The 23,494-nt window shown below is 60.0% G+C and carries 20 protein-coding genes and 4 pseudogenes; 12 read left to right on the top strand and 12 right to left on the bottom strand.

Going from position 1 to position 23,494, the window contains the following annotated elements; genetic code table 11:
• Positions 1 to 957: a tripartite tricarboxylate transporter substrate binding protein gene (locus VR71_RS19120; RefSeq protein WP_045686187.1), complete on the bottom strand. Its 957-nt coding sequence runs from the start codon at positions 955 to 957 to the stop codon at positions 1 to 3.
• Positions 958 to 985: 28 nt separating this feature from the next.
• Positions 986 to 1,714 carry a GntR family transcriptional regulator gene (locus tag VR71_RS19115; RefSeq protein WP_157046573.1) on the bottom strand — a complete coding sequence of 243 codons (729 nt, stop codon included), beginning with the start codon at positions 1,712 to 1,714 and terminating at the stop codon, positions 986 to 988.
• Positions 1,715 to 1,798: 84 nt separating this feature from the next.
• Between VR71_RS19115 and VR71_RS19110 the strand changes: the two genes are divergently transcribed.
• The gene (locus VR71_RS19110; RefSeq protein WP_009817441.1) at positions 1,799 to 2,578 is read left to right on the top strand and encodes an amidohydrolase; all 780 of its coding nucleotides are present in this window, start codon (positions 1,799 to 1,801) and stop codon (positions 2,576 to 2,578) included.
• Between the two features lie 195 nt (positions 2,579 to 2,773).
• Here VR71_RS19110 and VR71_RS25260 read toward each other — a convergent pair.
• From VR71_RS25260 to VR71_RS19095, 4 genes and pseudogenes are all read right to left on the bottom strand, one after another.
• Positions 2,774 to 2,860: pseudogene (locus VR71_RS25260) on the bottom strand (IS6 family transposase); the annotation flags it as partial.
• Between the two features lie 189 nt (positions 2,861 to 3,049).
• Positions 3,050 to 4,303, bottom strand: a complete 1,254-nt coding sequence (locus VR71_RS19105; RefSeq protein ID WP_045686186.1) for a DUF5996 family protein — start codon at positions 4,301 to 4,303, stop codon at positions 3,050 to 3,052.
• Between the two features lie 57 nt (positions 4,304 to 4,360).
• Positions 4,361 to 5,296: a pirin family protein gene (locus VR71_RS19100; protein WP_009817436.1), complete on the bottom strand. Its 936-nt coding sequence runs from the start codon at positions 5,294 to 5,296 to the stop codon at positions 4,361 to 4,363.
• A gap of 222 nt (positions 5,297 to 5,518) precedes the next feature.
• Positions 5,519 to 6,406, bottom strand: a complete 888-nt coding sequence (locus tag VR71_RS19095) for a LysR family transcriptional regulator (RefSeq protein ID WP_045686185.1) — start codon at positions 6,404 to 6,406, stop codon at positions 5,519 to 5,521.
• 918 nt (positions 6,407 to 7,324) lie between these two features.
• Here VR71_RS19095 and VR71_RS25255 point away from each other — a divergent pair.
• From VR71_RS25255 to VR71_RS25600, 4 genes and pseudogenes are all read left to right on the top strand, one after another.
• Positions 7,325 to 7,543: an LLM class flavin-dependent oxidoreductase gene (locus tag VR71_RS25255; protein WP_296430621.1), complete on the top strand. Its 219-nt coding sequence runs from the start codon at positions 7,325 to 7,327 to the stop codon at positions 7,541 to 7,543.
• Positions 7,540 to 7,830 carry an LLM class flavin-dependent oxidoreductase gene (locus tag VR71_RS25250; protein WP_367118664.1) on the top strand — a complete coding sequence of 97 codons (291 nt, stop codon included), beginning with the start codon at positions 7,540 to 7,542 and terminating at the stop codon, positions 7,828 to 7,830. Before VR71_RS25255 ends, VR71_RS25250 begins: the two co-directional genes overlap by 4 nt.
• Positions 7,831 to 7,944: 114 nt before the next feature.
• Entirely contained in the window at positions 7,945 to 8,160 is a 216-nt protein-coding gene (locus VR71_RS25245) for a hypothetical protein (protein WP_296430619.1), read from the top strand.
• A 593-nt stretch (positions 8,161 to 8,753) separates the two neighbouring features.
• Positions 8,754 to 9,590, top strand: a pseudogene (locus tag VR71_RS25600) (alpha/beta fold hydrolase).
• A gap of 174 nt (positions 9,591 to 9,764) precedes the next feature.
• Here the strand turns inward: VR71_RS25600 and VR71_RS19080 are convergent.
• Positions 9,765 to 10,901: an MFS transporter gene (locus VR71_RS19080; RefSeq protein WP_045686184.1), complete on the bottom strand. Its 1,137-nt coding sequence runs from the start codon at positions 10,899 to 10,901 to the stop codon at positions 9,765 to 9,767.
• 609 nt (positions 10,902 to 11,510) lie between these two features.
• Between VR71_RS19080 and VR71_RS19070 the strand changes: the two genes are divergently transcribed.
• Positions 11,511 to 12,161: a hydrolase gene (locus VR71_RS19070; protein ID WP_045686183.1), complete on the top strand. Its 651-nt coding sequence runs from the start codon at positions 11,511 to 11,513 to the stop codon at positions 12,159 to 12,161.
• A gap of 268 nt (positions 12,162 to 12,429) precedes the next feature.
• Here VR71_RS19070 and VR71_RS19065 read toward each other — a convergent pair whose 3' ends face one another.
• Complete coding sequence (locus VR71_RS19065; protein ID WP_040650480.1) at positions 12,430 to 13,428, bottom strand: substrate-binding domain-containing protein; 999 nt, start codon at positions 13,426 to 13,428, stop codon at positions 12,430 to 12,432.
• Positions 13,429 to 13,531: 103 nt separating this feature from the next.
• On the opposite strand from VR71_RS19065, the gene VR71_RS19060 reads away from it, so the two are divergent.
• The 4 genes and pseudogenes from VR71_RS19060 (at position 13,532) to VR71_RS19045 (ending at position 18,053) form a co-directional block, all read left to right on the top strand.
• Positions 13,532 to 14,956: a uracil-xanthine permease family protein gene (locus VR71_RS19060; protein ID WP_296430616.1), complete on the top strand. Its 1,425-nt coding sequence runs from the start codon at positions 13,532 to 13,534 to the stop codon at positions 14,954 to 14,956.
• Positions 14,953 to 16,350 carry an amidohydrolase family protein gene (locus VR71_RS19055; RefSeq protein ID WP_045686181.1) on the top strand — a complete coding sequence of 466 codons (1,398 nt, stop codon included), beginning with the start codon at positions 14,953 to 14,955 and terminating at the stop codon, positions 16,348 to 16,350. The genes VR71_RS19060 and VR71_RS19055 overlap by 4 nt, the downstream gene beginning before the upstream one ends.
• Positions 16,347 to 17,054, top strand: a complete 708-nt coding sequence (locus tag VR71_RS19050) for a sulfite exporter TauE/SafE family protein (RefSeq protein WP_045686180.1) — start codon at positions 16,347 to 16,349, stop codon at positions 17,052 to 17,054. Before VR71_RS19055 ends, VR71_RS19050 begins: the two co-directional genes overlap by 4 nt.
• A 285-nt stretch (positions 17,055 to 17,339) precedes the next feature.
• Positions 17,340 to 18,053 (top strand): annotated as a pseudogene (locus VR71_RS19045) (IS6 family transposase).
• Between the two features lie 58 nt (positions 18,054 to 18,111).
• On the opposite strand, the gene VR71_RS19040 reads toward VR71_RS19045, so the two are convergent.
• On the bottom strand, positions 18,112 to 18,570 hold the full coding sequence (locus tag VR71_RS19040) for a MaoC family dehydratase (protein ID WP_009817420.1): 459 nt from the start codon (positions 18,568 to 18,570) through the stop codon (positions 18,112 to 18,114).
• A complete protein-coding gene (locus tag VR71_RS19035; protein ID WP_045686179.1) occupies positions 18,567 to 19,982 on the bottom strand; it encodes an MATE family efflux transporter in 1,416 nt (471 codons plus the stop codon). The genes VR71_RS19040 and VR71_RS19035 overlap by 4 nt, the downstream gene beginning before the upstream one ends.
• 199 nt (positions 19,983 to 20,181) lie before the next feature.
• On the opposite strand from VR71_RS19035, the gene VR71_RS19030 reads away from it, so the two are divergent.
• Positions 20,182 to 20,646: a helix-turn-helix domain-containing protein gene (locus tag VR71_RS19030; RefSeq protein WP_040650478.1), complete on the top strand. Its 465-nt coding sequence runs from the start codon at positions 20,182 to 20,184 to the stop codon at positions 20,644 to 20,646.
• A 60-nt stretch (positions 20,647 to 20,706) separates the two neighbouring features.
• Here the strand turns inward: VR71_RS19030 and VR71_RS19025 are convergent.
• Together VR71_RS19025 and VR71_RS19020 are read right to left on the bottom strand one after the other, a co-directional pair.
• Positions 20,707 to 21,420 (bottom strand): annotated as a pseudogene (locus VR71_RS19025) (IS6 family transposase).
• A gap of 142 nt (positions 21,421 to 21,562) precedes the next feature.
• Entirely contained in the window at positions 21,563 to 22,348 is a 786-nt protein-coding gene (locus tag VR71_RS19020; protein ID WP_085978790.1) for an SDR family oxidoreductase, read from the bottom strand.
• 112 nt (positions 22,349 to 22,460) lie between these two features.
• Here VR71_RS19020 and VR71_RS19015 point away from each other — a divergent pair, with 112 nt between their 5' ends.
• Positions 22,461 to 23,012 (top strand): TetR/AcrR family transcriptional regulator, encoded by a 552-nt coding sequence (locus tag VR71_RS19015; protein ID WP_045686177.1) that lies wholly within the window; start codon positions 22,461 to 22,463, stop codon positions 23,010 to 23,012.
• Positions 23,013 to 23,494: the final 482 nt, after the last annotated feature.

Raw genomic sequence — 23,494 nt, 5'->3', positions numbered from 1 at the left:
TTACTGGCCGAGACCGAGCGCCTTAGACACTTTGGCAAGCGCGTCATATTCGTTCTGGAGGCGGGTGCGCAAAGCATCGCCCTTTACAACATTCGGGATCTCGCCCTTGCTGGCAAGGAATTCGACATAGGACGCGTCATTCACCGCCTCGTCGATGGTAGCGGCCAGCTTGTCGACGATCGCCTGATCCATGCCCTTTGGCCCCAGAATGGCGCGCCAGAGCAACGTTTCCTCATCACCCAGACCGACCGCAGCAAGGCCGGAGGCCTCTGGCAGGGCCGGAACATCGGCCGCCGATGTCACCAAAAGGCATTTGGCCTCTTTGGTTTCCACATAAGGCAGCACAGGCGAGATTGAACCGCCATAAACATCGACATGACCTCCGAGGAAGTTCTGGAGCGTTTCGCCCGCGCCACCAAACGGAATTGCGACCGCCTGAATATCGCGCGCCTGAAAGATGCGCTCGGCCGCAAGTTGCATGGTGCCGCCAATGCCATCATTGCCATAGGTATATTTGCCTGGGTTCGCGGCCAACTCGGCCAGGAATTCTTCTCCTGTCGACGCCGGGAAATCCTGTTTGACGCAGAGCGTATAGGCCGTTTCCGAGGTTGACGCGATGGGGGTAAAGCTATCGATGTCATAGGCAACTTGCTGAACCTGCGGCACCGTGGTCAGCGGGCTGTTCCACGTGGCAAAGAGCGAATAGCCGTCAGGCTTGGACTGGATAAATTGCGATGTCCCGACAGAACCGCCGCCACCATTGACATTGAGCACGGCGATAGACTGGCCCAGTTTCTCCTCCAGCAAGAGCGCCAGCTTGCGCGCACTGGTATCGGTGCCGCCACCGGCCCCGGCGGGAATGGTCAGTTCGATGGCGCGTTCAGGGTATTCGGCAAGGGCCGCCCCCGCGAGGATCGTAAGCGCCGTCGCGCCAAACAGTGTTGCCTTGAGTGTCATGTCTCTCTCCCTAGGGTTATGGATCGTTTCAGCCTATGTCGCTGCGGTAGTGAAATTGAGCAGCGCTGCCGCGCGCGATGCGCCATTCCACCGGCACCCCCTCGAGATCAAAGGCGGTCCGCCGGATGATCGCCACAGGATCGCCAGGCGCGAGCTGCAGTTGGCGCGCGGTTTCGGAGTCAGCCGCGCCAAAAGACAGATCGTCAGTGGCGCGCTTCACCAGCACGCCGAAATGTTCGAAATAGACGGGATAGAGCAGCGGCCCCATATCCGCATCGCTCAACGCTTCGAACCCTTCAAAACGGGCTGCCGGGATATAGAGCGTCTCGTACAGGATCGGCTGGTCTGCAAGGCTACGCAGGCGCACGATATGAATCACGTCAGAGGTGCCAAGAGCCGCCGCGGCCTCGGTTGGGGCCTCTGCCCTTGCGCGCAGGATAAGCTTGCTGGAGGGGATGGAGGGCTGTGCACCGTCCCCGCTATGAAGCTGGAAGAAACGGAACAAGGTCACATCGAAGGAAGGGCGGCGCAGATAGGTGCCCGACCCCTGCCGACGCTCCAGCAACCCCTCGGCCACCAACCCGTCAACGGCCTTGCGCACGGTGCCAACGGAAACAGCGTATTCTTTGGCGATACGTGCCTCGGAGGGGATCGGTTCATCCGGCCCCCATTCGACACTGGCAACGCGCGATGACAAGGCATCCCTCAGCCGTGCATAGGCTGGCAAGCGATCGTCTGAATGCAGATCTGCGCGCATCGTCATGTTCTCCCTTGGGCCTGCATACCGGCGTTGACTCATAAAGTCAACTAGACATATATATGAATTAAGAGTGGAGGATGTATGATCAACTTTGACTGCCACGCCCATGTCTATCATCGCGTCGCGGCGATCGCAGGGGCGCGGTATGTGCCGCAAGACCCTGCACCGCTGGACACATGGTGCGGGCATCTAAAGGATCACGGGTTGCGCGGCGGTGTCATCGTGCAGGTGAGTTTCCTTGGCACTGACAATGCCGAACTGTGCCGCGCCCTTGAAGTCTTGGATCGTCGCCGGTTTGCGGGTGTGGCCGTTGTGGCCCCGGACGTGCCAACGCGCGAGATTGACCAGCTTGCCGCCTTGGGCGTGCGCGGTGTCCGCTGGAACCTCGTGCGCGGTGCGGAAATCCCAAATCTCAACACCCCCCTTGTGCGCGACTTTCTGGACCGCCTCTTCGCGCGTGATCTACATCTGGAAATTCACCTCGAAAGCCCCCGCCTTGCGCCTTGGATAGGCTCTTTGCTTGATATCGGGGGCAAAATTGTGGTGGATCATTTCGGTTTGCCCTCTGACGTGGCACCGGACAGCGACCCGTTGCTCTCTCAGATCACGCGGCTTCGTGACATATCCCGTCTCTATTTCAAGCTCTCTGCGCCATACCGGACAGCGTTTGATCTCAACGCTCACGCGGCATTTCTGATGCGGACACTCGGCGCCGAACGCCTTGTCTGGGGAAGCGATTGGCCGCATACGCAACACGAGAGCCGAGTGGATTTCGCCAAGGCGGCGCAGGGTCGTGATATCCTTGCAGCCTCGGATGACGCAAAGGCGGTCAAGGACTTGTATGGGCTAAGCGCGGACTGATACCGAAAGCAGTTCCCGAGGACGGATGTAGGAGCTGTCGCGATAGCTGTCACAATCTTTGTCGCGACAACTGTCGCGATTGGCGTCTCCACTCAGTTGCGAAAACAGCCAAGTCTAAGTAGCAGCCGGTAACCACTCCTCCTTCAACACTTGTCAAGCTGCGGGTTTCGCTAAGTCCCGGACAGTGATTACGGTGAACCGAACGGTCTCTTGGCTGACGTCGACGCCACGCTCATGGAGAAAGTCTTCGACGTTCCGAAGCGAAAGCGGGAACCGCGTGTGCGGGGAACAGGTAATCAACAAGAAGGCGCGGCATTGAGGTCGGTATCTTCATGTCTGGTGCCTAAATCAATGCCAACGCACAAACAGGTTGGCAATGCTCCGGCCTGTTCTTCTCGGCGACGGCGACTGACATGGCGGCGTCCTTCGCGGGGTGCCGAAAAGCCTCCGCCAAGACCCTGTATCCGCAGGTCACGACCTGGCGATGACATCCTGCCACTCCGCGTGACGCTCGAACTGCGCCTTGGCGAAAGGACAGAGTGGCACGATGACGACACCGTCCTGCCGGGCATCCTCCACCGCCTTCCTCACGAGATGTTCGCCAATCCTCCGGCCGCGCTGGGCTGCCGGAACGTCGGTGTGGTCGATGATGATCATGTCGTTGCTGACCCGGCTGTAGGTCATTTCGGCCACGACACCGTCGACCACGACGAAATACCGCCCCTTTGAGGTCGCCTCCTCCCGTTCGACCTTCAGATCCATCGCCGGTTGCCCCGAACCCGGCACCGCCGCGTCGTGCGGCCGCGGCTTGCCGCGCCGTCCCGGCGCGCACTCCAGAGCGTCGCGGTCCCACCCTCCTAGGTCGGCCGTGGCCCCGTAGGTCAACACGAGGAATTCCATCAGCGTCGCTTCGGGGTCGGCAGAAGACTGCACGGCTTCGTAGGGCAGGATGAACTCGGACATGCCTTCATGCCAAAAGGCGGCCTCCGGCCCGACCGAAGCCGCGCGGAAACCTTTCGGCTCCGGATAGGCGTAGGCATAGAAGGCCGGGTAGTCGATCCCGCCGCCGCCGGGCCAGAACCCCACTGATGAAACTTCGCGGTCGTAGGCTTCCTGCGCCACGTCATCGGGCAATGTCGGGATACCCGCCGGATGCAGGGGTGCCCGCCGCCCGGAGAAACGGGTGACAGCCATGTCGAAGCTCCCCCAAAAGAGGTGGACGGGGCTGGATTTGCCGAGAAAGGAGGAGCGGAAGGACTTGAACAGGCCGTCGATGGCGAGCAAAGCACCGTGGAAGCGTTGTACCGCCTCGCCATCCCAGGGCCTATCGCGCTCGTCCTCGCTGAACGGTATCGGAAAGGGCACCTCGTTCGGCACACCACTGAACTTGGGCGTTCCGCCCAGATCCGCGACCAGTTTCAGGAAGTGCCCGTGAAAACCGGCGGCCGTCGACGGGCCGAGGGCGAAGCTTGCCGTCTTCCCGTCGCCGCTCGTCCCCTGAACCTCTTGGTCGACGAAATCGAACCGGATCTCGAGACCCGGCCCATCGGGGATCAACGAGGAGGTCAGCCCGCGCGGCGTCGCGTAGAAGGTGGCGTTCCAGGAGTGGTTCAGCCACGGGGTGTGGGCCAGGCGGTATTTCCCCGCGATCTGCAGGTAGAGATGCAGGGCGGAGCAAGTCTCGCGCCAGCCCAGGTAGTCGAGTTGCGGCCACTTGTGGCTCATTGCAGCGTCCTCCGTTCACAGTCGTGCAAGTTCTGGTCGGGTACCGGTCCGGTTCGCTCAGTCCGGCAGCGGGATGTGTTCGTCCCGGTCGTCGGCCGGGAGGTCGAACTGCCCCTTGCCCCAGTTCTCGGCGCGCCACTCGACCTTGGCCTGCTCGATGCGCTCCTTGGAGGAGGCAACGAAGTTCCACCAGATATAGCGGGGGCCCGGGAAGGTCGCGCCGCCGAGGATCATGAGCCGCGCGCCCCTCTCTCCGGCAGCGACCGTGATCCTGTCGTCGGGGCGGAACACCATCATCTGGCCCGCATCGAACGCCTGCCCGGCAATCGAGATGGAGCCTTCGACGATGTAGATGCCCCTGTCTTCGTGATCGTCCGGCATGGGGAGGCGGGCACCGGCCTCAAGAGCCACGTCGGCATAGAAGGTTTCCGTGAACATCTTTGCGGGCGCCGCTTCGCCGTAAGCATTGCCGAGGATCAGCCGCACGGTCACGCCGCTGTCCTCAATCACCGGGAGCGCCTGCTTGCCGAAGTGCTCGAAGGTGGGCACCATGTCTTCCTGCGCGTCGGGCAGCGCAAGCCATGTCTGGATCCCGAACAGACTGTTCGGTCCGCTGCGGGCCGTCGCGGAGGTGCGCTCGGAATGGGTCACGCCCCGCCCTGCAACCATCCAGTTCAGTTCCCCGGGGTGGATGACCTGATCGGCGCCCGTGCTATCCCGGTGGTGAAAGTCACCGCGAAACAGGTAGGTGATCGTGCCGAGCCCCGTGTGCGGATGCGGCCGGACATCGACACCTTGGCCGGTCAAGAACTCGGCCGGACCGGCCTGGTCGAAGAAAATGAAGGGGCCGACCATCTGCCGATTTGGCGCCGGGAGGGCGCGGCGCACTTCGAAATTGCCCAGGTCGCGCGAGCGTGGAATGATGAGTGTTTCGATCGAGTCCACGCCAACGTCGTCGGGACAACCCGGATCTACGGATGGATTCCAGCTCATGATTACGTTCCTCTTCATTCTTGCAAGCGAGGCCGACTATCACGCAGGCCCCAGACGGCGGCGCGCGAAACGAGTGCGCGGCTGCCTCCACTGTCGCCAGCCTCCGGCGCTGGCACTAGTCTCGCAATGCGCAAATTTCCGTCGCGTCGAGCGGAACGCCCGCCGGGTGGCGATGTCGGGAATTTGGCAGGGGGACAGCGCGGAAACCTGCGACACTCAGGTTTACAGCCCCCAGTGCTCAGGATTCTTCTTGAAGTGCTCGATCAACATGTCCGTCAGAACCCGCAGCTTTCGCGCGGGATGCTGGCCCGGGGGACGGATGACGTAAGCGGCCGCGGGAGGAGGTTGATGATTTGGCATGACCTCAACGAGCCTGCCAGAGGCGACATGCTGATGAGTAATACAATCCGGCAGGTAACCGATGCCCAGCCCCGCGACACATGCCGTCATGAGGGCAATGCCGTTATCGGCCTTGAAGATGCCCTGCGGCTGAAAGGTTATGGTCCTACCGCCATCCGTGAGATGCCAAGTCTCGGTTCCCTGCATGAGCGCCCTGTGCGTGGCAAGGTCGTCCAGCGTCTCGGGCACGCCGTGCTCGGCTATATAGTCGGGGCTTGCAACCAGCTTTCCGGTGATCGGACCGATGCGTTTCGCGATCAGATTCGAATCCTCAAGGTATCCCACACGTATCGCGCAATCGAAACCTTCCGCGATGATATCTACAAATCTGTCACTGTAGGTGGCGTGGACCTGAAGCTTGGGATTGCGTTTCGACAATTCGGCCAGGACCGGCGCGAAATGGGTCGGACCGAAGGTCAGTGGCATCGCCACTCTCAGGCGGCCGCGAAGTTCGCCGGTCGGAAGTATCGTCTCCCTGGCTAACTCTAGTTCCGCTCCGATCCGGGCAGCGTGTTCACGAAACGTGATTCCCGCTTCCGTCAGCGCGGCGCCACGCGTGGTCCTCAGCAGAAGCTGGACGCCAAGTTCTCCCTCCAGCTTGAAGAGCCTCCGGCTGACGATCGACTTCGAGACGCCCAACCGCCGTGCTGCAGCTGAGATACCTCCTGCATCGGCTACATCCACGAACGTCCGAAGGTCCTCGACATCCACTTTCGCGTTCCCAGCTCTGCAACTCAATTATTCGCTGTAGGACACTATCGCATCTCATTCAGGAACGGCAATACAACGGCATGCCTTCCGGCTGTACAATCTGCAATCGGCGTGATCGACGGGCGGCAAAAAAAGGCGACCGAAGCTGACAGCACTCCGTCCGAAGGGAAGAGCAATGACCTATGAAACGATAATACAGGCCAACCTCGACCGGGTCTTCAACGAGCATGATTCCGCCGACACCTCGCAGCGACGCGGGAGTTTTACGCGGAGTTCGCCGAACTTCATGAGCCGGCGGAGTCCGTTCGGGGCCACGTGGCGATCGACCGCACCGCAACTCAGCTGCAGGCGGACCTGCCAAAGCACGCTGCCTTCACCGCGATCAGGCCCGCCCTTGCCCTCGACTACGTCGCCCGCCTGCAATGGCCCGCCACGCCACCCAACGGCCCCGCCGACGCGACCGGTACCGATATAGCTGTTTCGAAAACAGACAAATCCGGAACTTTCTCGTATGTGTTGACCAGCCGGGGACCTGATCCATGACGAAACCTCACATCCGCATCTGCGACGGCCTGTCGCTCTCCGGCCCACTGGCCGGGGATGGCGACCGCATGGAACCACCCCATGCGCTGCTGTCGACAAGGTAGGTGTTGACGCTGTTATCGTAGCGTACAGCACCAACGACCTTTTGGCCGCCATGCCAAGTCGAAGTCGGGCCAGTAATTCTGCGTCGAAGCCATGCGCTTAGGGGCAACGGGTTTGCCCAAAGCGCATGGTCGGCTCTTCCGAGAAAATCGGCCCGAGATCGCCTCTATTGAATGATTTGCGTTAAGGAGCCGTAATGGAAATCGGCATCGACAGCTTCGCCGCGATAATCCCGATCAGACGACAGGTGCCCCACCCTCGGCAACCGATGGGATGAAAACCCTCCTCGGGGAAGTGGAACTTGCCGACCGGGTCGGCCTCGATGTCTTCGGGATAAGTGAGCACCATCGTGCGGAATTCCTCGATGCCGTGTCGGCAGTCATTCTCGCGGCGGCGGCCCGCACCAGCAATATCCGCCTTACCAGCGCCGTGACGGTTCTGAGCGCGGCCAATGCTGGCGGGTTTTCCATCAGTTCGCAACCCTTGGCCTGATCTCTGCCGGGCGTGCCGAAATCGTCGCCGGTCGCGGAGCATTCGTGGAAGCCTTCCCATTATTCGGGCTGGACACCGCCGACCATGACGACCTCTTCGCCGAGAATATGAACTTGCTACTGAAACTTCGCGAAACGACCGAAATCACCTGGAATGGCCGTTTCCGTCCGACGCTCGACGGCCAGGTGTCTATCCGCGCCCGCACCAGGTCCGCCTACCCCTCCGGCTGGGCGTGGGCGGGACGCTGCAATCCTTTGCTCGTGACGACGCACTGGGCCTGCCGCTGATGATGGCGATTATCGGCGGCGGCTGACGCATTCTTCACCGGCTGGGCCCGGCTGACGGCAAAGATCGGCCGCGAACGCGGCTGGTCTCAGCCGACCCGCGAGCAATTCTACGTGATGGCCGGTCCGGAAGGCGCGTTCCTGATCGGGAAACCTGCCGCGGTCGTAGACAAGATCCTGTTTGCCAGCGAGACGCTCGGAGGCGTTTCCCGGATAAACTTCCAGATGAGCACCGGCGCTCAAGACGCGGCGGCGATGATGAGATCGATCGAACTGCTGGACTCCGAAGTCGCACCTACCGTTCGACAACGTCTACAGAACGGACCAACTTGATAAGTGCACCGTTCGGCATGGTCACGCTGCTGCACGCCTGGCCGTTCCCCAAATCGGGGATCTGGCTCACGGTGATCCCGTTCTCTTCCTGCCTCGTCACGAGGACAAGGCCGGGCCGCACTGTCGTGATCTTGAGACCCACGGTCTGATCCGGTTGTTCACGTGCCGCTCCGACAAGCGGCGCGTGAACGGGCTGTCGATAGCATCTAAGAACAGACGAGCGCCGAAATCGTGGAACGTGGTTTCCACCGTCTTCCCACCAAGCCTGTCCCATCGGCCGCGGATGTAGGCGCCTCGACCGGCTCCCTTCAATTGCATCGTAGGCGTCGCATTCGGCGTTCCGAAGTCCGAAACACTGCGTTCCGGCAGCACTCGCTACCGCATCCCATACGGAACTAACATTCAGACCCTTGCCGACTTCCACGCAACCAAGGAGATTTCCCACGCATTCCATAACGGCCAAGGGCCTTCCGCGCAGTTGCCGTGAAAGTCTGATCGCCGGCACCGCATTCGCAACAAGCCTGGCCATTCCATCGGGCTCGGCACTGGCTGCAGGGCCCGCCATTCACGATATCCCGCAAGGAGAAAACGCCATGGGCTATATCACAACTAAAGACAACGTCCGGATCTTCTACGAGGACTGGGGCCCTAAAGACGCCCTGCCGATCGTCTTTCATCACGGTTGGCCGTTGAGTTCCGATGACCGGGACGCGCAGATGCTGTTCTTCCTGTCAAAAGGGTATCGCGTCATCGCCCATGACAGGCGCGGTCATGGCCGCTCCGAGCAGGTCGATGACGGTCACGATATCGACCACTACGCCATCGATGCCTTTGCCGTGGCAGAAGCGCTGGACCTGCGAAACGCGGTTCACATCGGTCACTCCACCGGCGGTGGTGAAGTGGCCCGCTACGTGGCGCAGCACGGGGAAACGGTGGGACGGGTGGCCAAGGCAATTCTCATTGCCGCCATTCCGCCACTGATGCTCAAAACCAACGACAACTCCGAGGGCACGCCGATGAAGGTCTTCGACGGTTTTCGAAAAGCATTGGCCGCCAACCGTGCGTAATATTTCCGCGATGTCCCGGCGGGGCCGTTCTACGGCTTCAACCGCGATGACGTGGAGCCGCAGGAAGGCATGATCCAGAACTGGTGGCGGCAGGGCATGATGGGCAACGCCAAGGCGCATTACGACGGCAACAAGGCCTTTTCGGAAACCGACCAGACCGAAGACCTGAAGGCGATCACCGGGCCGACGCTGGTGATGCACGGCGAAGACGATCAGGTTGTTCCGATTGCCGCGTCGGCGGAGAAGTCGATCAAGCTGCTGGCGAACGGAACGCTGAAGGTCTATCCGCGTCTGTCTCACGGAATGTTTGCCACGCATCCTGATCTCATAAACGCCGACCTGCTGACCTTCATAAAGGCCTGAGCCGCGGCGGCTCTGCAAAACCTGCTCGGCCTTATGCCCGCTCTTTCAAGGTGGCAAAGTCGAGCAGGACTCAGGATTTCACTTCAAACAGCGGTCGCAGAACGGTACCGAATCTGTGCGATCCGTTCCCCTTCTCGCCCCGAATTTAAATCTCTGCCCGCGTCGAGCCCGGATTCATGTCGCGGCGAGCGACCCGGCCCTTTGGGGCCGAAAAAGGCCTGTCATGAGCGCAAGCACGGCGAATACCGTTACGGTCGGCCCCGCGCCAAAGGCTGCCAGGAAAACCCCGAAAATCGGTGCGCCGGCGGTTTGCCCTACGGCAATCGTCAAAAATCCCACCATCAGCCCTGTCGCCGGACGATGCGGCAGGACCCTTAGGCCCCAGACCAGGTAGACCCCCGTAAGCATCAAATAGGACGCCCCAGAAACCGCGCCGCCCAGCATCGCCGTCGCTGTGGATGCCACGGTGTAGCCAACCGCCGGGATGCTGGCCGCCATCATGGCAAGGAACGCGCAGTGAACGCGCTCCAGCCCTAAGCGGTCGATCAGGCTCCCGGCCCAGGCCCCGGCGATTCCGCCGGCACCGATGCAACTCCACAGGAAGCTCGATGCGGTTATGCCCCAATCCAGGCGCTGTGATATCAGTTGGCTGCCGAAAGACCACAGCGCCGTACTCGCCGCGCCCATCAGGAACGCTGCCGCGACCAGCCGGAACAATTGCCCCGTAATGGCCGGAACCCCGCCCGGCCGCGTACCGCCGCGGGATGCAGGCAACGAGATCACGGCGATTACCGCGAGGATTGCCGCAAGGGCCGCGAAGCAGGCGAAGGCAAGCCGCCACTGCCCTGCCATTGCCAGCGCGATCGGCCCGGACAGGGCGACACCCGCGCTGGTCCCGGCATTGATCGTAGTATTTGTGGCGTCTTGCTGCCTCGCGCGAACGGTTGCCGCCACGGCTTCGGCCATCGGCGGAGAGGCCAATCCGGTGCTTAACCCGGCCACGATCACGACGACAGCTAAAACCATCGGCGACGGCGCCAGCGCGATGCCTGCCATGCCGACGGCTGCAACGATGGCCGCCGTGGTGGCAACGGCCCGCGCGCCGATCCACTCGGTCAGCACGGCCGAAACGATGATCGCGACGCAGTAGCCGGCGAAGGACCCACCGGAGATCACGCCGCTCAATTCCGGTCCAAGGCCGAGATCGGCGTCGATCTGCGGCAGAAACAAACCAAAAGCGAAGCGGGCGAACCCGTAACAAACAGCGATCAGGCCAAAGCCCGTGGCGCCGATGCGCAGGGCCGGGCTCATGATCGTGCTTTTTCGACAAAGACAGCTGCCGCCAATCTCGCAGCTGTTATCGCCGCCGCGCCCCGATAAACCGTTGCATGTGTCGCACCCTCGCAAAGCAGAAGCACCTGCTCGGCCAGGTCGGGGTTGTCACGTCCAAGCTCTTCGGAAACGATTTCACGCACCCGCGCCCGGAAGGCTGTTTTGTGCGGTCGCAATGAGCTTGCGTGTCAAATCCATGGGGTCCCCTTTCCAGCGCTCGCGTGCCCTAATGTAAAACGATCGCTTTACATTGCAAGTCCATTGACTGCCAGGGAGCATCCAGCTCTGTCCCGGTTTTCGCAAAACCGGGCATATCGGCTTCGGGATCATTGCAGGAAGAGTAGTCGCCTGCCGTCCTTCAAACCCCAATATTTCGTGTATTTTCGGTGGTCGCCCGACACCCGGACACCCGGTCTATCCGCACAGGTCACAGGGTTGTGTCCCGGATCGCTGCACACAGTGTACCGGCGCACGGCACTATCGCCGCCAGGTGGGAACCGGCAATACCGCCGCAGGCAGACGCGCAGTTTGCGCCCGCCACACTGAGAGAAACCATTGCTGAGTACAGCACATGAAAAGGAGGCACCCATGACCTTTCGCAACGGACTCGACTCACTTCTACGCCCCGAAGACTCCGTCCTCGTTCTGATCGACCACCAGCCCTATCAACTGGCAAACCTGAACAGCCATGATCCCCACATGGTGGTCAACAACTCGACGGCGCTGGCGAAAGCCGCAAAGGCATACAATGTCCCGACAATCCTGACGAGTGTCATCGCCAGTCGGGGCGGAGCAATCTTTCCGCAGATCACCGATGTATTTCCCGGCCAGGAGGTCATCGACCGGACCTTGGTCAACACCTGGCAGGACGAAAAGGTCGTCGACGCGGTAAAGGCCACGGGTCGCAAGCAACTCATCATCGCCGGTCTCTGGACCGAGGTCTGCGTGGCGATGCCAACAATCCATGCACTGGGTGATGGCTGGGACGTGACGGTCGTCACGGATGCGTCCGGCGGCACTTCAGTCGAGGCCCACGAGGTCGCCATCCAACGCATGACCGGCGCGGGTGCGAACATGATGACCTGGCTGGCGGTGGTCGCCGAATGGCAGCGCGACTGGGCCTGGACCGAGCACGCCGAAGAATTGGGGCAACTCCTGATCCAGCATTGCGGAGGCAGCGGCATCGCCCTCCTGTGGGAACAGCAATTGCTGAATACACCGGTTCCGAAAGAAGCCTGACCCAACCGGGATGGCGGCACGTGTCCACGCGCTGCCATCCCACCATGTCGGACCTTCACAGCGTTCAACACGCGGGAACCGATGCCGCCTGAACGGGTTCTTGCGCTGCGCCATCGGCACCTCCATCATCATGAACACACCAAACCTGCGACGACAGGTTAGTTAATGCAACAGACCCCCTGAAAGTCTGATAGGAAAGGCGCTTACGACACGCTCAAAGGCGAAATCTCTGCGGCCGCAGCACGGTGTTTTTCAACAGAATCCGCCCTCACTGCCCAGATGACTGGCGGGGCACCAAGTCCGGCATAGGGGAAATCAAATTCCTGCCGGTTTGTCCTTCAATTGTCTGGATCAACAGATCAACGGCCAGTTTGGCGAGCTCGTCCAAATGCAGATCCACCGCGGTCAGGGGCGGATCAGCCAACTTTGCACGTGAACCGTCATATCGAGTGGCCAAACGCAAAGTTTCCGGCACAGCCCGATGCAGTGATTTGGCTGCTTTGGTGGCGCCGGAGGCAAATGCGTCGACGGGCACATAGAGGGCATCAAGGTCGGGATGATCCGCCAGCAAGGCAGTACAACATTGTTCGGCTTCAGTTTCCCCTCCGGCTTCATCTACGCGGACAAGAGTTAGCGGGATGCTGTGGTTCTCACAAAAGGCGGTATAGGCCGCCTCGGTCTCCAGATAGGAATTGCGGCGTTGTGTGCCCGTGATCAGGGCGACCTTGGTGGCACCGGCATCGCGCAGGTGGTTCAGGACCATAAGGGCGGTCGCATAAGAGTGTAGATCGACGAAAGGAATGTCATCCCGCCCCGGCACGCGTCCGATTGAAACGACCGGGATACCGCTGTTAAAAAAGCGGTCCACCATGGGGTCGTCCGCAAAGGGTTCGACCAGAATGGCACCATCCATCGCAATGGCATCAAGCTCGCTGTCTGCCTCCATCGGCGGGATCAGGCAAAGTGCCTGATTGCGTGTCAACGATGCGACCGCAGCGGTCGCTGCGATTTCCATAAAGAACCCAAGCCGCGATGGCCCGGCTGCAATCGAGAAGGGCATCGAAGATGCAAGTGCGATCATGCCTGTCCGTCCGGTGCGAAGGGATTGCGCCGACCGATTAGGGCGATAGCCCATTTCCCGTGCCAAGTCCTTAATCTTCTTGCAAGTCTCGGGGTCAACATGCCGCCGACCACTGAAGGCGTGGGAAACAGTTGTCTTCGAGACTGCAGCCAGACGGGCCAGATCGCTTATTGTCGGTTTGCTCATTTCACCCCGAGATCAAGAACGCTTCTCTTTGACCAAAGTTAAACGAATGGCCGAGATTTGCAAATCGATTTGCACGAATCACATTTTCTGCTAGATAAAGCTCGTGCAAACCGATTTGCATCGCCACGTTTCGGGCTGCGTTCCTGAATTTTGCGACAACAGGGAGAAAAAAATGACAACACTTGATGAACCACACGACCCAACCGATGAGGTGCTGCCGTTGCGCAGCCTGATCCTGTTTGGTCTGCAACATGTGCTAGTGATGGCGGCATCGCCGATCACCGCGGTATTTCTCGTTGCAAAGGCGTTGAATTTTGATGATGCGGTAACCGTTTCACTGATCAGCGCGACATTCCTCATCTGCGGCTTTGGTACGATCCTGCAAAGCTTTGGCCCTGCGGGATTTGGTGCGCGCCTGCCTTTCATCATGGTGCCGGGTGGCGCGCCAATCGCGATCTTTCTGGCGATTGCTATGCAAACCGATGTCCAGACCGCTGTCGGTGCAGTGATCATGACGGCGATCTTCTATTTTATCGCATTGCCGGTGTTCCGCAGGCTGTTGGCCTATTTTCCGCCAATCGTCGTGGGAACCATGTTGCTTCTCGTTTCGATCAACCTTGTGCGGATCTACGGAGGCACGATCACGGGAAAACCCGGATCGGAAGGGTTTGCTGACCCCGTGAAGATCGGACTGGCCTTGGCCACCATTGTTTTGACAGTGCTCTTTGCCCGATTTTTCAAGGGCACACTACAACGCCTTGCGGTTATGCTGGGTCTTGTCGGTGGTACGCTGATTGCGATGGCGCTGGGACAGGTCAATCTGTCCGGTGTTCTAACCGGTCCAGCGATTGCCGTCCCTCAGTTGTTTCCCTTTGGCATGCCCACGTTCAACCTACTTGCCGCCCTGCCGCTGATTGTCTTTTCCATCATTTCGATGGCCGAAGCGACAGGGCAGACCATTGCAACAGCTGAGATTGTCGGTCGACGTGGGGATGCGCACGCAATCGTGCCCAAAACGATCCGTGGTGATGCGCTGACATCTCTGGTTGGTGGTTTGTTTGGCACATCCTTAATCATCACATCTGGCGAAAACATCGGTATCGTGCGCGCCACCAACGTGAAATCACGGTATGTGACTGCTGTTGCCGGCGTCATTCTGGTTGTAATCGCCTTGATCGCGCCAATCGGACGATTGGCGTCTGCCTTGCCGGGGCCGGTCGTCGGGGGCACTGCAGTCATCGTATTTGCCATCATTGGTGTTATCGGTATCGATCTGTTGCGCCGTGTCGACCTGCGTGAGCATGGCAATATGTTCACCTTGGCCACAGCCCTGTCATTGGGCTTGCTGCCCATCCTGGTGCCCGGCGTCTACAGCCAGTTTCCACAATGGTCCCAGATGATCCTTGGAAACGGTCTGGCGATGGGAACGATCACAGCCGTGATCATCAACGCCCTGTTCTACCATATCGGCGCAGGGACGTTGAGTGAGACCGAACAGGCCGTGGCCGAAGCGGAGACAGGCGTATGACTGCCCTTCGCGAGCGTCTGGCCGCCCAAGGCGATCTGTTGTTGTTGCCGGGACAGCTCTATGCTGACGGCGCATGTCAAAGCGGGAAAGGGGTGCTTATCCGAAAGGGTAAGTACCACGAAATCGACGATGCAGCGGCGCTTGCCGCCTGTCATCCTGACCTGTCGCCGGTTGACCTTCCCGATCATCTGATGATGCCGGGTTTCATCGACACCCACACGCATCTGACACAGTCTCTTGGAAAGTCGCTGGTGTTTGGCGAGCCGTCCGAGATTTTCCGCCGTATCTGGGTGCCGCTTGAATCCAGCCTCTCCGAGCGGATGGTTTATCTATCGACAAAACTATCTGCGTTGGAGTGTTTGCGCGGAGGCTTCACCACCGCAGTAGATGCAGGTACCCGTTCGAGAGGATGCATCGACGCACTGGCACAGGCGGCACGGGAAACCGGACTGCGCAGTGTGATCGGATTGATCTGCAACGATCTGGGCGGTACTGCACATATCCCTGACCGGGCGGACATTCTGGATCGGGCGCAGCGCCATCTGGACGGGTGGCAAGACGATCCCTTGATCCACCCTTCGTTGGCAATTTCCATTCCCGAAGTCGGAACCGATGAGATGCTGTGTGATGTGTCGCAGATGGCTGGTCAGGCTGGGGCCATTTTCCAGACCCATGTCAATGAACACCTTGTCGCTGTCGAAAGGTCTCTTGTGGATCGTGGCATGCGTCCGCTGGAACATCTGGCGCACATCGGTGCGCTGGGACCGCATGTTCTGATTGCCCATTCGACATTGGTCACACCAACTGAACTGAACCTGTTACGCGACAGCGGAACAGCGGTTGCCTACAACCCCGTCGCCAGCGTCTGGAAGGGAAATGCCATTGCACCGGCCCTGCAGATGGAGGCCTTGGGCATTCGCTTTGGTCTGGGGACTGACGGCACACGGGCAGACGGGTTTCGCCTGATGGATGCCGCCGAAAGCCTTCAGCGTGCAGGCTTCGGTCTGGCGACTGGCGATTCATCCTGTGGCGGCGGCTGGCTTTGGCTGGAAGCTGTAACCAGCCGTGCCGCCGACAGTGCGGGATTGTCTAAGGTCACGGGGGCGGTGAAAATCGGCCTTGAGGCGGACTTTCTTCTGGTTGATCTGGATCGGCCCGAATTCACGCCGACCTATGATTTGATCTGGGAGTTGGTGCGTTACGGAAACCGCGACCAAATCGATGCGGTATTCACCCAAGGCAAGCTTCGGCTGTGGCAGGGCTGGCCTGTCGATTGGGATGCCCGCGCATTGCTGGCAGAGATCCGCGCGCATGCGGGCAACGCGATTGAGAGGTCTGACATCAAACGCATTCATCCGGTTGCCGCAGCACACAAGAAGGCACGCACATCGTGACCGTTGAATTGCTTCTCATTTTATCTTTGATCGTGTTTGCCTCTGCGTTCGTTCAAGGTGCAATCGGCATCGGTTTTGCACTGATTGTGGCACCGATCATCGGCCTGATGCGACCCGACCTGCTTCCTGTCACGTTGCTCATCCTAATGCTGCCGCTGAACAGCCTTGTCGCGTGGCGCGAGCGGCCACATGTGGACTGGAACGGCGCAAAGTGGATCACCGTCGGGCGGTTTGCGGGCACATTTGCCGGGCTCTGGCTGTTGGCCGCACTGTCTGCAAGTCAACTGGATCTGGCCGTTGGCTGGTTCACTATTATTGCGGCTGGTGCAGCGCTGTTTGCACGCCCCTTTGATCCAAACAAGCCTACCGCGCTTGGGGTCGGTTTGTTTACCGGCATCACCGAAACCTCGACAGGAATCGGGGGGCCACCGCTGGCCCTGCTATATCAACATGCGTCAGGACCGGTTTTGCGCTCGACCGTTGCCGTGTGCTTTCTGGCGGGCGAGGTTCTTTCTTTGATTGTGCTCGCAGGCGCGGGACGGATCGGTCAGGAGCAACTTCTTGCCGCCTTGTATCTGTGCCCCGCTGTGCTGCTTGGAAGTGGCCTGTCGCGGCTGACCCATAGCCGCATCAGCGGGCCGGGGCTTCGTCTGGCCGTGCTTGTCTTTGCAATTGTCAGCGGTCTCTTTCTGATCTTCAGGTGAGGCCGCACAGCACCCGGTATCGTCGTCGCCCGGGCTATGAAGCCGGGCGATGGCTGGCTTCATAGCTTGCGCGTCGAAAATAGTAGTGGCCATTGTCGCAGAGCGCAGCGAACTTCCACTCTCCGCCGTCGATCGACTTCAACGGCCCTAACTGGACCTTCGCGAGGTTTGTCATCGCTGCTGCGCAGCTTCCCCGAACCGGGCCTTCGCGGCATCGTGCAGCATTATCTGATGGCACCGTAAACTTAATGCACGGCCTCCATTGATGTGCGATGGGGCCGCATGATCACAACCAACACCGCACCGCTTTATCACCGCCACCGATTTCCACCTGAGGTGATCGCCCAAGCGATCTGGCTGTATTTCAGGTTTCCGCTCAGTTTGCGGATGGTCGAGGATATTCTAGCCGAGCGAGGTATCATTGTTTCGCACCAGACGATCCGAACCTAGGCTGAGAAATTTGGACGTCATTTTGCCGCCGACATTCGCCACAGATCGGCCGGTAAATTTGATGGCAAGTGGTACCTCGACGAGGTCGGGATCACGATGCGCGGCAAGAAGCATTGGCTGTGGCGCGCGGTTGATAAGGACGGATTTGTTTTAGACGTTTTGGTACAAAGTCGTCGCAATCGGGCCGCAGCTAAGCGCATCATGCAAAAACTTCTGAAGCGGCAAGGGGCAGCCCCGCGTGTCATGATAACGGACAAACTCCGGTCATACGGAGCGGCAAAACGCGAAATCATGCCCAGTGTTGAACACCGATCGCACAAGGGTCTGAACAACCGATCTGAGAATTCGCACCAACCGACGCGACAACGGGAGCGAGGGATGAAGACGTTCAAATCACCTGGTCATTTGCAGCGGTTCCTGTCCATCCACGATCCCATAGCCAACTTGTTCCATCTTCCGCGCCACGAAATGCCGTCCACCGACTTCCGCGAAATGAGATCGCTCGCCATGCAAATTTGGCGCGAAATCGCTCAGGTTGAAGTCGCGTAAGGATCAAACTGCTAGATTCCCTTGGCTGGAGTCGGTTAACTTTACGGTGCCCGCGTCGTCACTCTGGCTGGAGCGGCCTTGTCTGCACGACAAGATTGGTGACAAAGCGCTGAACGGGATCTTCGTTCTGGTTCAGAGTCACAACACGCGCCTTGATCAGGCCTTGCGTCGAACGCGATCTCGATTGCCGGGCCTCAAGAATCTCGCTGTCGGCGCGCAACGTGTCGCCCGGTCGAACCGGCCGCAGCCAGCTGAGCTCGTCGACACCGGCGCCGATGATTCCGCCGGCGGGTGACATCTCCGATCCGATCAGAAGACGCATCGTCAGTGCCACGGTGTGCCAGCCGCTGGCGGCGAGACCGTGAAAGAACGTCGCAGTCGCGGCCTCTGGATCTAGGTGAAAAGGTTGTGGGTCGAACTGAGTGGCGAAGGCGATGATGTCGTCTTGCGTCACCGTCAGGCTGCGCGTTGTGAAGGTCCGGCCGGGCGTGAAATCCTCAAGGTAAAGAAGTGTCATTGCGGTCTCTCCTGCCAGCGCTTCAGTTTAATGGCGATCCCGATGACCAGCCCGTAGACCAGCATTGCGAGGCCAATCGCGGCAAAGACGCCGCGGACTCCGAGCGGCGTCACTTGGATTAGAACGAATGCGCCAAGTACCGCGACGGTTACGCGGGTCAGGCTGCTGATGATGGGCCAGAACATGCGGCCAGCACCTTGAGATGCGAAATAGAGCGCGAGGCCTACGCCGAAAAAGGCGTAGAAAGGGGCTACGATGCGGAAATAACTGCGCCCGACGGCGAGCGCGGCCTCGTTTGACGGATCAAGGAACAGGCCGAGCCAGAGGTCCGGAACGATCGCTAGGATCAGCCCAATACCCCCGACGATGACTGCCGCTGCCAGTGATCCAGTCCACGCCACCCGCAGCGCACGGTCGGTCTGACCTGCGCCTACATTCGCCCCGACCATCGCGGTCATGGCTGCGCCGATGCCGAAGATCACGGGGATCATCAAGAACTCAAGACGGGCCCCGAGGCCATAGCCTGCGAGGGCCGCTTCGCCGAACTGCCCGACGAGGCCGACCATGACCACCGTCGTGAAGACAGTCAGAACCGTGTTCACCGATGCCATCATTCCAACGCGCAGGATGTCGCGGAACATACCGACGTCAATCCGTTGTGCCGCGCCAGAGAAGATCAGTCCGGTCCTGCCCGTGGCAATCAGCGTGATCGCGACAAGCGCCCCAATACTGTAGGCCACGATTAGGCCCATCGGCAGCCCGACGATGCCAAGGGCGGGGAACGGGCCCCAACCGAACGCGAAGGCGCCTGTCAGCGGGATGGATCCGGTTGCAACCAATAGCAGCATGAGGGAAGGCGTCTGCATGTCACCAGTCCCGCGAATGACGCTGAGGGCCGTGTTGAAGAGCCAGATGGCGAGACAGCCCGGAAAGAAGACGGCGGCATAGGTAGATGCTGCCGTGATGGCGTCAGAGCCACCGCCCAGACGGGCGAACACCGCTTGCCCAGCTGTCGCCATCAGCGCCGCCGACACAAGTGTAAACCCGACGGCGATCAGGCCGGCGGTCAACGCTAGCGTCGCGGCGCGCTGCTGCTGCGATGCCCCGAGGGCGCGCGCAATCGCGGCGGAAACCGCCCCGCCGATTGCCCCCGCAGACAGCATCTGCGTTAGCATGACGAGAGGAAACACCAGCGCGAGCCCCGCAAGGGCCGTAACCCCCAACACACTGGCATAATACGCCTCTGCGACGCTCTGGGCGGCTTGAACAAACATTGCCAAGACGTTCGGCGCGGCCAGTTTCAGCAAAGTCGGTCCGATCGGGGCAGTCAAAAGCGCGCGCGTGCGAGAGGCCCGCAGCGTGGCAGCGGCACTTGGAGCTTCAGTGTTTTCCGAAAGAGAAACCTCGCTCATTGCCGCTCTCTCACGCGAAAACAGGATGCAGGCGAGCCGCATAAGGCATGTTGCCTCGCGAGGCAGAACCGTTCTTTTATTTGCATGCTGCCCTCTTCAGACGCGCCCAATACGGCTTTTCAGCCAATAAGTTCCAAAAGGGAACTCTATATGTGTAAGTTCCCTTCCGGAACCTGTCAATTCCTGATACGAGAGGGGTATGAAATGGAACGAGCTTCACTCAGATGCATGCCCAGTTGCCCGCGGATTGTCCGTCATTGGCGACCGTTGGACGATGCTGGTTGTTCGGGAGTGTTTTTTGGGAATTCGGCGCTTCGATGCGATGCAGAGCCGCTTGGGCATTACGCGTCATGTCCTTGCAGATCGTCTAAGAACTCTCGAGGCCGACGGCGTTCTGCGGCGCGAGGCCTATCAGGATCGCCCTGTGCGGTACGAATATCGGCTCACGGACAGAGGCAAGGCGCTTTATCCCATACTCGTTTCTCTGATCGACTGGGCCAATGCGCACGTTCCTTTGGAAGGTGAATCGGCGGTGACCCTTCTGTCGCGCAGCACCAATCAGCCGATCGCACCGATGCTGATCGACCGGAACACGGGCGAAGATATTACGACCCGCACCGTGCGCGCCGTCATGAACGAGCCTGTCCCGCCTCAAGATGGCTGAGGGCGGGGCGGCACCGTAAAGTTAACTGACTCCAGCCAAGGGAATCTAGCAGTTTGATCCTTACGCGACTTCAACCTGAGCGATTTCGCGCCAAATTTGCATGGCGAGCGATCTCATTTCGCGGAAGTCGGTGGACGGCATTTCGTGGCGCGGAAGATGGAACAAGTTGGCTATGGGATCGTGGATGGGCAGGAACCGCTGCAAATGACCAGGTGATTTGAACGTCTTCATCCCTCGCTCCCGTTGTCGCGTCGGTTGGTGCGAATTCTCAGATCGGTTGTTCAGACCCTTGTGCGATCGGTGTTCAACACTGGGCATGATTTCGCGTTTTGCCGCTCCGTATGACCGGAGTTTGTCCGTTATCATGACACGCGGGGCTGCCCCTTGCCGCTTCAGAAGTTTTTGCATGATGCGCTTAGCTGCGGCCCTATTGCGACGACTTTGTACCAAAACGTCTAAAACAAATCCGTCCTTATCAACCGCGCGCCACAGCCAATGCTTCTTGCCGCGCATCGTGATCACGACCTCGTCGAGGTGCCACTTGCCATCAAATTTACCGGCCGATCTGTGGCGAATGTCGGCGGCAAAATGACGTCCAAATTTCTCAGCCTAGGTTCGGATCGTCTGGTGCGAAACAATGATACCTCGCTCGGCTAGAATATCCTCGACCATCCGCAAACTGAGCGGAAACCTGAAATACAGCCAGATCGCTTGGGCGATCACCTCAGGTGGAAATCGGTGGCGGTGATAAAGCGGTGCGGTGTTGGTTGTGATCATGCGGCCCCATCGCACATCAATGGAGGCCGTGCATTAAGCTTACGGTGCCGTGACCGGTTGAAAGAGTGCATTGTTTGTCATGTTCAGACTTTCGGTTGGGAATTGCGTTCGTTCAGCACGGTTGCTGTGGCGTGTTCGTTCAGGCCGACTTGCGGTAGCGTTCGGCGGGCTGGGCATTGCGAAAACCGGGCAGCATCGCTTGGCGGGTGGCGTCATAGGCTTCCCATTGCCCGGCATCAGGCAGCGGCGGGATGGTGACGGTTTCGCGGCGGTCAAAGCCGACCAGCGCCGCGTCAACCAGATCGCCCACCTCCATCACATTGGACAAAGTGTTGACGTCAGCCCCGACATGATCCCAGATCTCGGTGCGCGTCGTGGCGGGAAGCACGGCTTGGACGTAAACGCCCTTCGGCCCAAGTTCGAGGCTAAGCCCCTGCGACAGGAACAGCACGAAAGCCTTGGTTGCCCCGTAGACCGTCATGCTGAACTCGGGCGCCAGTCCGACCACCGAGCCGATGTTGACGATCGCGCCCTCGCCGGATTTCGCCAGACGCGGCGCAATCGCGCTGGCCAGCCGCAGCAGCGCGGTGGTGTTAAGCGCCACAAGCTGCGCAACGGAGTCGGTGCTTTGCTCGATGAAGCTGCCGCCGATGCCGGTTCCGGCGTTGTTGACCAGAATCCCGATGCTGGCGTCGTCGCGCAGCCGCGCCTCGACGGTGGCGAGCTCGGTGGCTTGCGTCAGATCCGCCTGAAGGATGTCGACCGCTACGCCGGTTTCTTGACGCAAACGGGCAGCCACAGCCTCCATCCGCACCTGGTCACGGGCGACCAGCACAAGGTCATGGCCGCGGCGCGCGAAACGGTCGGCATAAATCGCACCAATTCCGGTCGATGCGCCGGTGATGAGGACTGTGGGTTTGGTCATGGCATTGCTCTCTTTCTGGATCGGGGCTATATTCATGACACGCATCATGATTGATCTCTAATATGATGACCATCATGAATATGTCAAGAGCAGGAAACAGAGAGGTCAAGCCATGAAAGTGTCCCGCGAACAGATGGCAGAAAACCGCCATCGGATCCTTGCCGAAGCCAGCCGCCTGTTTAAGGATCGGGGCTTTGATCAGGTGTCGGTGGCCGAGGTGATGCAGGCCGCTGGGCTGACCCATGGCGGTTTCTATGGGCATTTCAGCTCGAAAAGCGATCTGATCGCACAGACGCTGGAGCATGCCCTTGCCGGGGATTCGGGGGTCAGTCGCGGGTTTGACGCCTATCTTGAGTCTTACCTTTCGCCCCGGCACCGCGACCGCGCCGCCACAGGCTGCCCGACGGCAGCGCTCGCTTCGGACACCCGCCAACAGCCTGCCAAATCGCGCGCCGCGATGGCCGCCGGGCTACAGGCGCAGATTGACCGAATCACCGACGCGCTGTCCGATCAGTGCAGCCAAGACTCGCGTCGGGCGGCGATAGGCTCATGGTCGGCGATGGTCGGCGCGATGATCCTTGCCCGAGCCGTCGATGATGGTGCCTTGTCGGACGAGATACTGGAGCAGACGCGCGCTTGGATTTCAAAGGCGCAACAGCCCTGAATTCCGCCCTTTGACGGTCAGGGAACAGAGCGGGGGGCAGGACGGACCCGCCCCCCGCGTGTTTCGGTTCTGTCGCAAACTTTAGCAAGGCTTTGAAAAGGTTAACCTGCGGGCATGATTATGCCGCAAGCGCAGCAAATTTCTGGAAGGGGGTTGTTCCGTTTGCTGCAAACTGGTCCTTTCGGATCATGTGAGCGACTTCGATACAGTGACAATGCCCTTCGTGATCTACTCGGTCGCCTCTTCGGTTGCGCGCAAAAACGATCCTATGGTTCCGGAGTTCTCGGATTGGCTGCACGCGCAGGTGCAAGCCGATGGTATATCGGCGCGGCGCGACGTGGCAAATGCACTTGCTCGTCCAGACTGATCTCGTTTCCGTCATGGACCTTGTTTTGAACATGGGTTTCCACCCGGCAGGCCCATTTGCGAGGGATACCAGTCAAGCAATGTGGTTGGAATGAGGGTCGGCCGAGGGCAGGTTT

This window comes from Roseovarius sp. BRH_c41 (genome assembly GCF_000961715.1).
Lineage (GTDB): Bacteria > Pseudomonadota > Alphaproteobacteria > Rhodobacterales > Rhodobacteraceae > Roseovarius.
Note: the sequence above shows the minus strand (reverse complement) of the source record. Positions and strands in the feature narration are given on the sequence as shown.